This is a genomic window from Streptomyces sp. NPDC005303, assembly GCF_040607335.1.
Lineage (GTDB): Bacteria > Actinomycetota > Actinomycetes > Streptomycetales > Streptomycetaceae > Streptomyces.
Genome location: NZ_JBEXGM010000002.1, coordinates 69,708 through 83,569, shown reverse-complemented (window position 1 = coordinate 83,569; position 13,862 = coordinate 69,708). Strand labels below are relative to the sequence as shown.

Here is a 13,862-nt window from a genome sequence, read left to right as displayed (position 1 = left end):
CATGACTGATCGTCTGCTGAACGTGGCACAGGTTGCCGTACGGCTCGGGACCTGGGAGGAGAGCAAGGAGCGCTTCCCGCGTCGCCTGATCGAAGAGCGCCGAATTGCCTTCGTCAAGGTCGGCCGGTACGTCCGGATCAAGGAGAGCGTCGTAGAGGCGTTCATAGAGGCCAACACTGTGCAGCCGGGCCGACGTCGCTCCGGTCTTCGGGGGGTGGCTGCCTGATGGCTGGCAAGCGTCGACAGTTCGGCCGGGTCCGCAAGCTCCCCTCCGGCCGTTATCAGGCTCGCTACGTCGGTCCGGACGGACTTCTCCGGCCAGCCCCGGAGACCTTCGCCACCAAACGGGACGCCGATGACTGGCTGGCTGACAAGCAGACCGAGATGCGGCGCGGTGACTGGCACGACCCAGACGCCGGGAAGGTGCCGTTCGACGAGTACGCCGCTGCCTGGATCAGGGAACGGGAGTTGACCACCACCACGCGTCAGCTCTACGGCTCGCTCCTGCGGCATCACCTCGCGCCCGCCTTCGGGTCGGTCAACGTCGCCGAGATCTCGCCCCCGCTCGTGCGCCGCTGGCGTGCCGACAAGTTGGCCGGCGGGACCGGTCCGACCACCGTCGCCAAGGCCTACGCCCTGCTTCGCGCGATCATGGGTACGGCCGTGGCAGACCTCCTGATCCGCCGCAACCCGTGCACGATCAAGGGCGCCAGCACCGTGCACACCCCCGAGCGGCCGACCGCGACCGTGCAGGAGGTGTACGACCTCGCCGACGCGATCCAGCCGCGCTATCGCGCGCTCGTCCTCATGGCTGGCTTCCTCGGCCTGCGCTGGGGTGAGCTGGTCGGCCTGCACCGCCGGGACATCGATCTCGATCACGGAGCCGTCCGTGTCCGCCGGGCCGTCGCTGAGCTGAACAACGGGCAGCGGGAGATCAAGGCGCCCAAGAGTGCGGCGGGCAAGCGCACCGTGGCGATCCCGGCCGCGATCATCCCGGAGATCCGGGCGCACCTGGATCACTACGCCGAACATGGTGCGGACGGTCGGGTGTTCGTCGGATCTAAGGGGGCGACTCCGCGGCGTAACCACTTCAACCGGCTGTGGCACAAGGCGTGTTCGGATGCGGGGATCAAGGGAATGCACTTTCATGATCTCCGGCACACGGGCAACACCCTCGCCGCGTCGACGGGGGCCAGCACGCGAGAGCTGATGTCGCGTATGGGTCACAGCACCGCCCGCGCCGCGCTGATCTACCAGCACGCCAGCGCCGACCGTGACCGGCTGATCGCCGACGCCCTGAGCGGGCTTGTCGACAAGGCACGCAAGAGGGCACGGAAGGCCAAGAAGAAGCAAGATCGAAAGCCCAAGGGGCACGCGGGGGACACGGCGGGCTGAACGCGACCCCGGGAAACGATCAGGGCCAGGCGGAGGAAAGATCCTCCGACCTGGCCCTGATGCGTATGGAGCGGGCGACGGGAATCGAACCCGCGTAGCTAGTTTGGAAGACTAGGGCTCTACCATTGAGCTACGCCCGCACAGCATGCGCCGCGGTCCGACGACCGGCGGCACGAAAAGCATCGTACCGGGTCGTCACCCCTCACCGCACACCCCTTCCGCCTCGCGCCCCCGACGGCACGGCACGGCACATGGACGCGGCAGCCGCGGACGTCACCCGTCCAGGTACCGCGTCCGCCGTGTCCCGGGTCGTACGGAGCCCCCCCCACGACCCGGCACGCCGCGGATCTGCTGGCCGGGCACGTTCCTCACCACCGACGCCCGCCCCTCCCTGCGACCAGCTGCCCTGAGCACACGGCCAGCGTGCCTGTGCCCCTTCCGTGCCCCCGCCGCCCGGTGTGTCCCGCTCGTGCTCCGTCGCCGCAGCGCGAGTGGCCGCTCGGCGGGTCGTACGGTGTGACAGCGCCTGTCCGGCTGGTGATGCGTCCGGGGTCCAGGCCCCGTGGCCGGACCAGGTTCTCGCCGTTCGTGTCTGTTTCTGTCGGACTGGGTGCGTCGGGGGCTGGGGTGTGAGGGGCCGCCGTGCGGGTCGTGCGGTGTGAGGTCGTCGGGCGGGCTGCGTTCGGCCCCCGCGGCCAGACCAGGGCCTCGTACCCGTGTCCCACCTCGCCGGAGCGGTCGGCGGCGACGCGCCGGGCGCGAGGTGAGTTGTCGCGCGCCCAGCCGGCCGCTGGTGCCGTCCGAGCCCGTTCGCCGCGCAGGGCGGGCATCCGCTCCGGGTGCAGCCCGCCAGGCGGGTCGAACCCCACGTCACCAGGACCGGCGATGACCGCCGGGCCGCTTCCGGCGGTGTGGATCCTCCGGGAGTCGGGCCGAGGCGGTGGGCCACGATCGGCTGCACCCGAGAGGGCCGTTTCCCGGGCTCCACACGGGGCGGGTGGGCCTGGTTCTGCCCGCGGCTCGCGAAAATGCGGCAACCCCGCTGCCTGCGGGCATGTACCCTACGTGTCGACCAGACGGGGTGTGGCGCAGCTTGGTAGCGCGTCCGCTTTGGGAGCGGAAGGCCGTGGGTTCAAATCCCGCCACCCCGACCACCAGCGCGATCAGCTCGCGTGACCGAGTCCGTGATCGCCTTTGGGGCGTGTCGCCGCTGCCGTTACTATGCAAGCTGCACGCCCGTGTGCCTCTCCTTACAGAAGATCCTCCGGGCGGCGATCCGCCGGAGCCGTTCTGGCCCCGGCAGAATCCGAGAAGTCAGCCACAAGGAGACCGAACCGTGAAGAGCGCCGTGGAGACCCTGAACCCGACTCGGGTTCGGCTCAGCATCGAGGTGCCCTTCGAGGAGCTCAAGGACAGCCTCGACGCGGCGTACAAGAAGATCAACCAGCAGGTCACGGTGAAGGGCTTCCGGAAGGGCAAGATCCCGGCCCGCGTCATCGACCAGCGGTTCGGCCGCGGTGCGGTGCTGGAGGAGGCCGTCAACGACGCGCTTCCGAAGTTCTACACCGAAGCGGTCAACGAGGCCGAGATCGACGTCCTGGGCCAGCCCGAGGTCGACATCACCGAGCTGAAGGACGGCGAGACGCTGAACTTCACCGCCGAGGTCGACGTCCGTCCGGCCATCGAGATCCCGGACTACTCCGGCATCGAGGTCGAGGTCGACGCGGTCGAGGTCAGCGACGAGGACGTCGACAAGGCCGTGACCGAGCTGCGTGAGCGCTTCGCCTCGACCTCCCCCGTCGAGCGCGCCGCCGAGGACGGCGACGTCGTGACCATCGACCTGGAGGCCAAGGTCGACGGAGAGGTGCTGGAGGACGGTGTCGCCAGCGGCGTCTCCTACACCATCGGCTCCGGCGAGCTGCTGGAAGGCATCGACGACGCCGTGAAGGGCCTGGAGGCCGGTGGCGAGGCCACCTTCACCTCCGAGCTCAAGGGCGGCTCCGCGGCCGGCAAGGAGGCCGAGGTCACCGTCAAGGTCACCCAGGTCGCCGCCCGCGAACTGCCCGAGCTGGACGACGAGTTCGCGCAGCTCGCCTCCGAGTTCGACACCCTCGACGAGCTGCGGGCCGACAGCCGCAAGCGCCTCGAGAACATGAAGCAGTACGACCAGGCCACCCAGGCCCAGGAGCGCGTCCTGGAGAAGCTCCTGGAGCTCGTCGAGGTGCCCGTCCCCGAGAAGCTTCTCGAGGACGAGATCAACACCCGCAAGCACAACCTGGAGCACCACCAGCTCGGCCAGATGGGCCTCGACCTCGAGAAGTACCTCGAGATCCAGGGCAAGACGGCCGAGGAGTTCGACACCGAGACCAAGGAAGCCGCGGTCAAGGGCATCAAGACCCAGTTCGTGCTGGACGAGCTCGTCAAGCGCGAGAAGCTGAACGTCAACCAGGAGGAGCTCACCGAGCACCTCATGCGTCGCGCCGCCTCCTCCGGCATGTCCCCCGACCAGTTCGCCCAGGCGGTCGTCGAGGGCGGTCAGGTCCCGCTTCTCGTCGGTGAGGTCGCCCGCGGCAAGGCCCTGGCCGTTGTGGTCGAGGCCGCCACGGTCAAGGACACCAACGGCGAGGTCGTCGACCTGGACGACGACGAGGACGAGACGGCCGAGACCGTCGAGGTCGCCTCCGAGGAGACCCCGGCCGAGGCCGAGGAGAAGACCGAGGGCTGAGCCCACGGCCTCTCGAACATCGCGGGAAGGGCCCCGGAGACGCATGTCTCCGGGGCCCTTCCCGCATGCGTTTCGCAAGGCCGGCCGGGGGCGCCGGGAGCCGTGCGGCGAGCCACCCGACGGCCGCGCCCGGCAGTGCACCGGCGATACCACGGGCTACGCCCCCGGCGAACACCCCCCTTACCGGGATTCCCCAAGGGGACCAGCGCGTTAGGGTCCATGAGTACCAGGGCAGGGAAGTCGCGCAGACTGCCCAGCCCCCGGACGGGAACACGTGAGACGGCCCGGCGCCGTCGTAAGACGAGCAGGTGGATACGTGACGAATCTGATGCCCTCCGCCGCCGGCGAGCCTTCCATCGGTGGTGGCCTCGGCGACCAGGTCTACAACCGGCTGCTCAACGAGCGGATCATCTTCCTCGGCCAGCCGGTCGACGACGACATCGCCAACAAGATCACCGCACAGTTGCTGCTCCTTGCCGCTGCGGACCCCGACAAGGACATCAACCTCTACATCAACAGCCCTGGCGGCTCGATCACGGCCGGCATGGCGATCTACGACACCATGCAGTTCATCAAGAACGACGTGATGACGATCGCGATGGGCCTCGCCGCCTCGATGGGCCAGTTCCTGCTCAGCGCGGGCACCCCGGGCAAGCGTTTCGCCCTCCCGAACGCCGAGATCCTGATCCACCAGCCCTCCGCCGGCCTGGCCGGCTCGGCCTCGGACATCAAGATCCACGCCGAGCGGCTGCTGCACACCAAGAAGCGCATGGCGGAGCTCACGGCGCAGCACACGGGTCAGACCGTCGAGCAGGTCACCCGCGACTCGGACCGCGACCGCTGGTTCGACCCCGAGGAGGCCAAGGAGTACGGCCTCATCGACGACGTCATCGCCACGGCTGCCGGTATCCCGGGCGGCGGCGGCACCGGGGCCTGAGCCCCGTAGAGCCCCTCAGCCGACCGCCTAAGCCCCTAGGAGACAGACAGTGAACGACTTCCCCGGCAGCGGCCTCTACGCCCGCACCGAGGCCGAGTACACCGGCCCGCGCGCCGAGTCCCGCTATGTGATCCCGCGCTTCGTCGAGCGCACCTCGCAGGGCATCCGCGAGTACGACCCGTACGCGAAGCTCTTCGAGGAGCGCGTGATCTTCCTCGGCGTGCAGATCGACGACGCCTCCGCCAACGACGTCATGGCGCAGCTGCTGTGCCTGGAGTCGATGGACCCCGACCGGGACATCTCGGTCTACATCAACAGCCCCGGTGGCTCCTTCACCGCGCTGACCGCCATCTACGACACCATGCAGTTCGTGAAGCCGGACATCCAGACGGTCTGCATGGGTCAGGCGGCCTCCGCCGCCGCGATCCTGCTGGCCGCCGGTACGCCCGGCAAGCGGATGGCGCTGCCCAACGCGCGCGTGCTGATCCACCAGCCCTACAGTGAGACCGGCCGCGGCCAGGTCTCCGACCTCGAGATCGCCGCCAACGAGATCCTCCGGATGCGCGCGCAGCTGGAAGACCTGCTGGCCAAGCACTCGACCACGCCGATCGAGAAGATCCGCGAGGACATCGAGCGCGACAAGATCCTCACGGCCGACGACGCCCTGGCGTACGGCCTGATCGACCAGATCATCTCCACCCGGAAGATGAACAACGCCGCCGTCCGCTGACGCGGACCCGTAGGATATGCCGCCCCTTGGCACAGTGCACGTCAAAGTGAACCCTGCCAAGGGGGGCCCGAACGGGGGGCCCGGCAAGGTACCGTCGGACATAAGGCAGCACCAGGAGCCGCTGGACCTAGGCGTCTCCCAGGCGAAGGGGAAGCACACCGTGGCACGCATCGGTGACGGCGGCGATCTGCTCAAGTGCTCGTTCTGCGGCAAGAGCCAGAAGCAGGTCAAGAAGCTCATCGCAGGGCCTGGTGTGTACATCTGCGACGAGTGCATCGACCTCTGCAACGAGATCATCGAGGAGGAACTCGCCGAGACGAGCGAGGTGCGCTGGGAGGAACTCCCCAAGCCCCGCGAGATCTACGAGTTCCTGGAGGGCTATGTGGTGGGCCAGGAGGCGGCCAAGAAGGCCCTCTCCGTGGCGGTGTACAACCACTACAAGCGCGTCCAGGCCGGCGAGAACGGCGGCGGCAACAGCCGTGACGACGCGATCGAGTTGGCGAAGTCCAACATCCTCCTGCTGGGCCCCACGGGCTCCGGCAAGACGCTCCTCGCGCAGACACTGGCCCGGATGCTGAACGTCCCGTTCGCGATCGCCGACGCCACCGCGCTCACCGAGGCGGGCTACGTCGGCGAGGACGTCGAGAACATCCTGCTCAAGCTGATCCAGGCGGCCGACTACGACGTCAAGAAGGCCGAGACCGGGATCATCTACATCGACGAGATCGACAAGGTCGCGCGGAAGAGTGAAAACCCCTCCATCACGCGGGACGTGAGCGGCGAGGGCGTGCAGCAGGCCCTCCTGAAGATCCTCGAGGGCACCACGGCCTCGGTGCCGCCGCAGGGCGGACGCAAGCACCCGCACCAGGAGTTCATCCAGATCGACACGACGAACGTCCTGTTCATCGTGGGCGGCGCCTTCGCGGGCCTGGAGAAGCTCATCGAGTCCCGGGCGGGCGCCAAGGGCATCGGCTTCGGCGCCACGATCCGCTCCAAGCGGGAGCTGGAGGCCAAGGACCAGTTCGAGGACGTCATGCCCGAGGACCTGGTGAAATTCGGCATGATCCCCGAGTTCATCGGCCGCCTCCCCGTCATCACCTCCGTCCACAACCTGGACCGCGAGGCTCTCCTCCAGATCCTGGTCGAGCCGCGCAACGCGCTGGTGAAGCAGTACCAGCGCCTGTTCGAACTCGACGGCGTGGAGCTGGACTTCGAACGCGAGGCGCTGGAGGCCATCGCCGACCAGGCCATCCTCCGCCAGACCGGCGCGCGAGGCCTGCGCGCCATCATGGAAGAGGTCCTCCAGGGCGTCATGTACGAGATCCCGTCCCGCAAGGACGTGGCCCGGGTCGTCATCACGGCGGACGTCGTCCACTCCAACGTCAACCCGACACTGATCCCGCGGGACGCGCGCGGACGGGGTTCGGGCGAGCAGAAGACGGCGTAGCCGTCACGGACATGCGAAGGGGCCCCGGTCAACCGACCGGGGCCCCTTCGTCGTTGGGGTGCAGGCGTCGGTCAGGACTTGACGCGCACGTCGTCGCGGACCTTGGCGGTCAGCTCGGCCGCGTCCGTCATCGTGGTGCTCTTGCCCTCGGTCAGGGCGGCCATGTCGTACGCGAAGACGTAGGTCACCGTGCTGTGGTCACCCCAGATGCACACCGGCATCGTCAGGGTCTGGCCGGAATCGGTGGTCTTGATCTCCTGGCACTTCATGACGCCGTTCTCGAAGCCCGCAGGGGTGAACTCCTGGGGGCTGCCCACGAAGGTGCCCGAGCCGGAGTCCTTCGAGGAGCCCTTCTTGGCCTCGGCGAACATCGAGTCGACGACCTTCTCCGGGTCGTCGATCGTGCCGTACACGCCGGCGAACATCAGGGACTTCACGTTGAGCCCCGTGCCCGAGGAGTAGGTCGCGCTGACGTCCTTGGCGTCCTTGACGCCCCACGACTCGGCGTCCTTGACGTCGCTCTCGCTCAGCGCACCGAGTCCGGCGTCGCTGCCCTTCTTGTAGTCCCCGTCGAGGATCGTCGCCGGTGCCGCCAGCTTGTGCGCCCCGTCGTCGGTGATGTCGGAGCCGCCACTCCCGTTGCCGAGGACCAGATACGCCCCGACCGCGATCGCGGCCACGACCGCCACCGCGCCGACGATGATGCCGATCTTCTTGCCGTTGCCGCCGCCCGGCGCCGGGGGCTGCGGGACGCCGTAGGGGGCTTGGCCGTACGGCGGCTGCTGTCCATAGGGGGCCTGCTGGCCGTACGGGGCCTGCTGCCCGTAGGGAGCCTGCGGCTGGCCGTACGACGGCGGGGCCTGCGGCGGCACCCCGCCCTGCTGCGGGTAGCCGTAGCCCGGCTGCGGGGGCTGCTGTCCGGGCTGCTGAGGAGGCTGTCCCGGCTGCTGGGGCGGCGGGGCCTGCTGGGGGTAGCCGTAGCCGGGCTGGGGCGCCTGCGGGGCCTGTGGCGGCTGGCCGTAGGGGCCCGGCTGGCCGTACGGCCCGGGCTGCGGCTGCTGCCCGGGCTGCTGGGGCTGCCCGTACGGGCCCGGCTGGTTGTGACTCATCTCTGGGTTCCCCTCCAGATGCTTATGTGGTCCCGACATCCTGGCTCAGGCACAGGTGCCGCACGGCATCGGGGCCCCCACCGTTACAGAACAAACGCGTTTCGGGACATGCCCGCGACACCCCTAAACTGACCCCGTGACCGAGAACGCTCAGCAGCAGCCCACAGCGCCCAGCACCGAACTGCCGACCCAGTACGCGCCGGCCGAGGTAGAGGGGGCGCTGTACGAGCGCTGGGTGGAGCGCGGTTACTTCACCGCCGACGCCAAGAGCGACAAGCCCCCGTACACCATCGTCATCCCGCCGCCGAACGTCACGGGCAGCCTGCACCTCGGGCACGCCTTCCAGCACACGCTCATGGACGCCCTCACCCGCCGCAAGCGCATGCAGGGCTACGAGGCGCTGTGGCTGCCGGGCATGGACCACGCCGGTATCGCGACCCAGAACAAGGTCGAGCAGCAGCTCGCCGAGGAGGGCAAGTCCCGCCACGACCTGGGCCGCGAGGAGTTCGTCGAGCGCGTGTGGCAGTGGAAGGAGGAGTACGGCGGCCGGATCCTCGGCCAGATGCGGCGCCTGGGTGACGGCGTCGACTGGAGCCGTGAGCGCTTCACGATGGACGAGGGTCTGTCCGAGGCCGTCCTCACCATCTTCAAGCGGCTCTACGAGGACGAGCTGATCTACCGCGCCGAGCGCATCATCAACTGGTGCCCGCGCTGTCTGACGGCCATCTCCGACATCGAGGTGGAATACCAGGAGGACGCGGGCGAGTTGGTCTCCATCCGCTACGGCGAGGGCGAGGACAGCCTGGTCGTCGCGACCACGCGCGCGGAGACGATGCTCGGTGACACGGCCGTCGCCGTCCACCCCGACGACGAGCGGTACCAGCACCTCATCGGCAAGCAGATCAAGCTCCCGCTCACCGACCGCACCATCCCGGTCGTCGCCGACACCCACGTCGACCCGGAGTTCGGCACGGGCGCGGTCAAGGTGACCCCGGCGCACGACCCGAACGACTTCGAGATCGGCCGCCGCCACGAGCTGCCGTCCCTGACCATCATGGACGAGCACGGCGTCATCACGGTCCACGGGCCCTTCATCGGCCTGGATCGCTTCGAGGCCCGCTCGGCCGTCGTCGGCGCCCTCAAGGAGCAGGGCCGGATCGTCGCCGAGAAGCGCCCCTACATGCACTCCGTCGGCCACTGCTCGCGCTGCAAGACCACGGTCGAGCCGCGCCTGTCCATGCAGTGGTGGGTCAAGGTCGGCCCGCTCGCCAAGGCCGCCGGTGACGCGGTCCGCGACGGCCGCGTCAAGATCCACCCCGAGGACATGTCGAAGCGCTACTTCGACTGGGTCGACAACATGCACGACTGGTGCATCTCGCGCCAGCTGTGGTGGGGCCACCGCATCCCGATCTGGTACGGCCCCGACGGCGAGGTCGTCTGCGTCGGACCCGACGAGGAGCCGCCCACCGGTGAGGGCTGGACCCAGGACTCCGACGTCCTGGACACCTGGTTCTCCTCCGGCCTGTGGCCGTTCTCCACGCTCGGCTGGCCCGAACAGACCGAGGACCTGCGGAAGTTCTATCCGACCGACGTCCTGCTCACCGGCCACGACATCATCTTCTTCTGGGTCGCCCGGATGATGATGTTCGGCCTGTACGCCATGGACGGCCAGGCGCCCTTCCACACCATCGCGCTGACCGGCCTGGTCCGCGACGAGTTCGGCAAGAAGATGTCGAAGTCGAACCCCAACGCGGTGGACCCGCTGGTGTGGATGGACGCCTACGGCTCCGACGCCGTCCGCTTCACCCTCGCCAACGGCGCCAACCCGGGCGCGGACGTGCCGATCGGCGAGGACTGGGTCAAGGCCTCCCGGAACTTCACCAACAAGATCTGGAACGCCACCCGCTTCGCCCTGATGAACGGCGCCACGGTCGAGGGCCCGCTGCCGGACGCCTCCGAGATGTCGGCGACCGACCGCTGGATCCTGTCCCGGCTCAACACCACGGTCGCCCAGGTCGACGCGTACTACGACGACTACCAGTTCGCCAAACTCGCCGACGCGCTCTACCACTTCGCGTGGGACGAGGTCTTCGACTGGTACGTCGAGCTGTCGAAGACGACCTTCTTCGCGGGCGGCGAGCAGGCCAGGGTCTCCGGCCGGGTCCTCGGTGAGGTCCTCGACGTGACGCTGCGGCTGCTCCACCCGGTCATCCCGTTCGTGACGGACACCCTGTGGACCACCCTCACGGGCGGCGAGTCCCTGGTCGTCGGCGAGTGGCCGGCCGACAGCGGCTTCCGCGACGAGGCGGCCGAGAAGGAGATCGAGCTGGTCCAGAGGGTCGTCACCGAGGTCCGCCGGTTCCGCAAGGACCAGGGCCTCAAGGACGGCCAGAAGGTCCCGGCCCGCCTGGAGCTGACCGGCACCGCGCTCGCCCCGCACGAGGCCGCCATCCGCCAGCTCCTCCGTCTCCAGCCCGAAGGCGACACCTTCGCGGCCACGGCCACCCTCCCGGTCGCCGGTGCCACGGTCGCGCTCGACCTCTCCGGCACCATCGACGTGGCGGCGGAGCGCAAGCGCCTCGCGAAGGACCTCGCGGCGGCCGAGAAGGAGAAGGCCCAGGCCAACGCCAAGCTCGGCAACGAGGCGTTCCTCGCGAAGGCCCCGGACAACGTGGTGGACAAGATCCGCGGCCGCCTGGCCAAGGCGGACGAGGACATCAAGAGGATCCAGACCCAGCTGGAGGGTCTGCCTCAGCAGTAGGACACCAAGGTGGCGCGGGGCCGCATCGATGTGCGGCTCCGCCGCGTGGGCGCGACCAGCCACAAACCTCCCCGCGCCCACCAGGCGGCATCAGCCACCCCACTCCGAAGGCACTCTGTCAGTCGGCCTCCGTAGACTGGCCCCGTGAGTGACAGCGACCCCTTCGACGAGATCATCGCGAACGAGACCGACCGAGACCCCGACCTCGCGGTCATCGAGGCCGGCAGCCGCACCCTGCGCACCCAGGGCGGCCCGCCGGAGGCCGACGTGCCCGCCCGCCCCGAGGACCCCGCGGTCGACACGGCTCTGCGCGAGGTCGAGGCGGAGCTCGCCACCCGCTGGGGCGAGACCAAGTTGGAGCCCTCGGTCAGCCGCATCGCCGCGCTGATGGACCTGCTGGGCGAGCCGCAGCGGGCGTACCCCTCGATCCACATCACGGGGACGAACGGCAAGACCTCCACGGCCCGCATGATCGAGGCCCTCCTCGGCGCCTTCGAACTGCGCACGGGCCGGTACACCAGCCCCCACGTCCAGTCGGTCACCGAGCGCATCAGCCTCGACGGCGCCCCGGTCTCCGCCGAGCGGTTCATCGAGACGTACGACGACATCAAGCCGTACATCGAGATGGTCGACGCCTCGCAGCAGTACCGGCTGTCCTTCTTCGAGGTGCTGACCGGCATGGCGTACGCCGCCTTCGCGGACGCGCCCGTCGACGTGGCCGTCGTCGAGGTCGGCATGGGCGGCTCCTGGGACGCGACCAACGTCATCGACGGCGATGTCGCCGTGGTCACCCCCATCGACCTGGACCACACCGACCGGCTGGGCGAGACACCCGGCGAGATCGCCGTCGAGAAGGCCGGGATCATCAAGCAGGACGCGACCGTCGTCATGGCCCAGCAGCCGGTCGACGCGGCGCAGGTCCTGCTGAAGAAGGCCGTCGAGGTCGACGCGACCGTCGCGCGCGAGGGGCTGGAGTTCGGGGTCGTCTCCCGGCAGGTCGCCGTCGGCGGCCAGTTGCTGACCCTGCGCGGCCTCGGCGGCGAGTACGAAGAGGTGTACCTGCCGCTGCACGGCCCGTACCAGGCGCACAACGCGGCCGTGGCGCTCGCCGCCGTGGAGGCGTTCTTCGGGGTGGGTGCCCAGCGCCCGGACCGCCTCGACATCGACACCGTCCGCAAGGCCTTCGCGGCCGTCTCCTCCCCGGGTCGTCTGGAGGTCGTACGGCGTTCTCCGACCGTCGTCCTGGACGCCGCCCACAACCCGGCGGGCGCCCGCGCCACCGCCGAGGCGGTCGGTGAGGCCTTCGACTTCAGCCGGCTGATCGGTGTCGTGGGCGCGAGCGGCGACAAGAACGTGCGGGGGCTCCTGGAGGCCTTCGAGCCGATCTTCGCCGAGGTCGTCATCACGCAGAACTCCAGCCACCGCGCCATGGACGCCGACGAACTCGCCGCGATCGCCGTCGAGGTGTTCGGCGAGGAGCGCGTCCAGGTCGAGCCGCAGCTGCCGGACGCGCTGGAGGAGGCGATCACGCTGGCCGAGGAGGACGGTGAGTTCGCGGGCGGCGGTGTGCTGGTCACCGGGTCGGTCATCACGGTCGGCGAGGCCCGCCTGCTGCTGGGAAGGGGCTGAGTCCAAGCCATGCGTACGCTCTGTGCATCGACCCTGATCGGCGAGTTCTTCGTCGTCGGCTTCGCCGCGCTGGTCGCGATGAAGGATCCAGACCTGGCCACGTCCACGGTGTGGACGGTCAGCGGCATCGCCATGTTCCTGTGTCTCGCCCTGTGCGGGATGGTGACCCGGCCCGGCGGTGTCGCCCTCGGCTGGGCGTTCCAGATCGCCCTGATCGCCTCCGGCTTCGTGGTGCCGACGATGTTCTTCATGGGCGCGATCTTCGCGGCCCTGTGGTGGGCCTCCGTGCACTACGGCCGGAAGATCGACGAGGCGAAGGCCAGATTCGCCGCCCAGTCCGCCCAGTCCGCCGACGCAGGCCGGGCGGACTCCCCTACACCTGACGCTGTGTGACGAGCGCGCCGACACGCCCTGTAACCTCGTCCCACCGCACATGTCAGCAGGTTAGGAGCCCCTAGTGAGTCAGCGCACCCTCGTCCTCCTCAAGCCCGACGCCGTCCGTCGCGGCCTGACCGGCGAGATCATCAGCCGTATCGAGCGCAAGGCCGGCTGGCAGATCACCGCGCTGGAGCTGCGCACCCTGGACGAGGACACGCTGGAGCAGCACTACGGCGAGCACAAGGGCAAGCCCTTCTACGAGCCGCTGATGGAGTTCATGGCGTCCGGTCCGGCCGTCGTGCTGATCGTCGAGGGCGAGCGGGTCATCGAGGGCGTACGCCAGTTGGCGGGCCCGACCGACCCGGTCGCCGCCGCGCCCGGGTCCATCCGGGGGGACTTCGGCGTCATCGTCCGCGAGAACCTCATCCACGCGTCCGACTCGGAGGAGTCCGCCGAGCGCGAGGTGAAGATCTTCTTCCCCGGCCGCGCATAGGTTCGCGCATAGGTCCCGTGCGTAGGTTTGGTGGCAATTTCTGAGGGAGCGTCAGCTCGTTCTCCCCTCTGACCTGGGGCGGCCGTACATTTTCGGCCGTCCCTTGGCATATGCGTGCCGATCGGGGGAACGAGTGCTCCCTATGGACCGTCTCCACAAGCGAGGCGGCGTTTGATCTGCTGACAATGGCGAAGACCCTCGCGCAGTGTTCGTGCAGGCGCGTCTACGATGGAAGCCTTCACGTCACAGCACCCACTT

General features: G+C 69.0%; 11 protein-coding genes and 2 tRNA genes. 11 read left to right on the top strand and 2 right to left on the bottom strand.

Annotation, left to right across the window (positions count from 1 at the left end; translation table 11 throughout):
• Position 1 precedes the first annotated feature (1 nt).
• A complete protein-coding gene (locus ABZT93_RS04275; protein ID WP_356098663.1) occupies positions 2-226 on the top strand; it encodes an excisionase family DNA-binding protein in 225 nt (74 codons plus the stop codon).
• Positions 226-1,395 carry a site-specific integrase gene (locus ABZT93_RS04270; RefSeq protein WP_356098660.1) on the top strand — a complete coding sequence of 390 codons (1,170 nt, stop codon included), beginning with the start codon at positions 226-228 and terminating at the stop codon, positions 1,393-1,395. The genes ABZT93_RS04275 and ABZT93_RS04270 overlap by 1 nt, the downstream gene beginning before the upstream one ends.
• 66 nt (positions 1,396-1,461) lie before the next feature.
• Here the strand turns inward: ABZT93_RS04270 and ABZT93_RS04265 are convergent.
• Positions 1,462-1,535 (bottom strand) — tRNA-Gly (locus ABZT93_RS04265).
• Positions 1,536-2,472: 937 nt separating this feature from the next.
• Between ABZT93_RS04265 and ABZT93_RS04260 the strand changes: the two genes are divergently transcribed.
• The 5 genes from ABZT93_RS04260 to clpX all read left to right on the top strand — a co-directional run bounded on the left by ABZT93_RS04260 (position 2,473) and on the right by clpX (position 7,234).
• A tRNA-Pro gene (locus ABZT93_RS04260) sits at positions 2,473-2,549 on the top strand.
• A 182-nt stretch (positions 2,550-2,731) separates the two neighbouring features.
• The gene (gene tig, locus ABZT93_RS04255; RefSeq protein WP_356098657.1) at positions 2,732-4,120 is read left to right on the top strand and encodes a trigger factor; all 1,389 of its coding nucleotides are present in this window, start codon (positions 2,732-2,734) and stop codon (positions 4,118-4,120) included.
• Positions 4,121-4,448: 328 nt separating this feature from the next.
• Positions 4,449-5,057 (top strand): ATP-dependent Clp protease proteolytic subunit, encoded by a 609-nt coding sequence (locus tag ABZT93_RS04250; protein ID WP_059205342.1) that lies wholly within the window; start codon positions 4,449-4,451, stop codon positions 5,055-5,057.
• A gap of 49 nt (positions 5,058-5,106) precedes the next feature.
• Positions 5,107-5,787 carry an ATP-dependent Clp protease proteolytic subunit gene (locus tag ABZT93_RS04245; protein WP_020136160.1) on the top strand — a complete coding sequence of 227 codons (681 nt, stop codon included), beginning with the start codon at positions 5,107-5,109 and terminating at the stop codon, positions 5,785-5,787.
• Positions 5,788-5,947: 160 nt separating this feature from the next.
• Positions 5,948-7,234 carry an ATP-dependent Clp protease ATP-binding subunit ClpX gene (gene clpX, locus ABZT93_RS04240; RefSeq protein ID WP_037716878.1) on the top strand — a complete coding sequence of 429 codons (1,287 nt, stop codon included), beginning with the start codon at positions 5,948-5,950 and terminating at the stop codon, positions 7,232-7,234.
• Positions 7,235-7,305: 71 nt separating this feature from the next.
• On the opposite strand, the gene ABZT93_RS04235 is transcribed toward clpX, so the two are convergent.
• Complete coding sequence (locus ABZT93_RS04235) at positions 7,306-8,343, bottom strand: hypothetical protein (RefSeq protein ID WP_356098654.1); 1,038 nt, start codon at positions 8,341-8,343, stop codon at positions 7,306-7,308.
• Between the two features lie 136 nt (positions 8,344-8,479).
• Between ABZT93_RS04235 and ABZT93_RS04230 the strand changes: the two genes are divergently transcribed.
• The 4 genes from ABZT93_RS04230 to ndk all read left to right on the top strand — a co-directional run bounded on the left by ABZT93_RS04230 (position 8,480) and on the right by ndk (position 13,604).
• Complete coding sequence (locus tag ABZT93_RS04230) at positions 8,480-11,104, top strand: valine--tRNA ligase (RefSeq protein ID WP_356098651.1); 2,625 nt, start codon at positions 8,480-8,482, stop codon at positions 11,102-11,104.
• Between the two features lie 144 nt (positions 11,105-11,248).
• Positions 11,249-12,733: a folylpolyglutamate synthase/dihydrofolate synthase family protein gene (locus ABZT93_RS04225; RefSeq protein WP_356098648.1), complete on the top strand. Its 1,485-nt coding sequence runs from the start codon at positions 11,249-11,251 to the stop codon at positions 12,731-12,733.
• Positions 12,734-12,742: 9 nt separating this feature from the next.
• Positions 12,743-13,126, top strand: coding sequence for a DUF4233 domain-containing protein (locus ABZT93_RS04220; RefSeq protein WP_356098645.1), 384 nt, complete (start codon positions 12,743-12,745; stop codon positions 13,124-13,126).
• A gap of 64 nt (positions 13,127-13,190) precedes the next feature.
• Positions 13,191-13,604 (top strand): nucleoside-diphosphate kinase, encoded by a 414-nt coding sequence (gene ndk / locus ABZT93_RS04215; RefSeq protein ID WP_356098642.1) that lies wholly within the window; start codon positions 13,191-13,193, stop codon positions 13,602-13,604.
• The last annotated feature ends 258 nt before the right edge of the window (positions 13,605-13,862 follow it).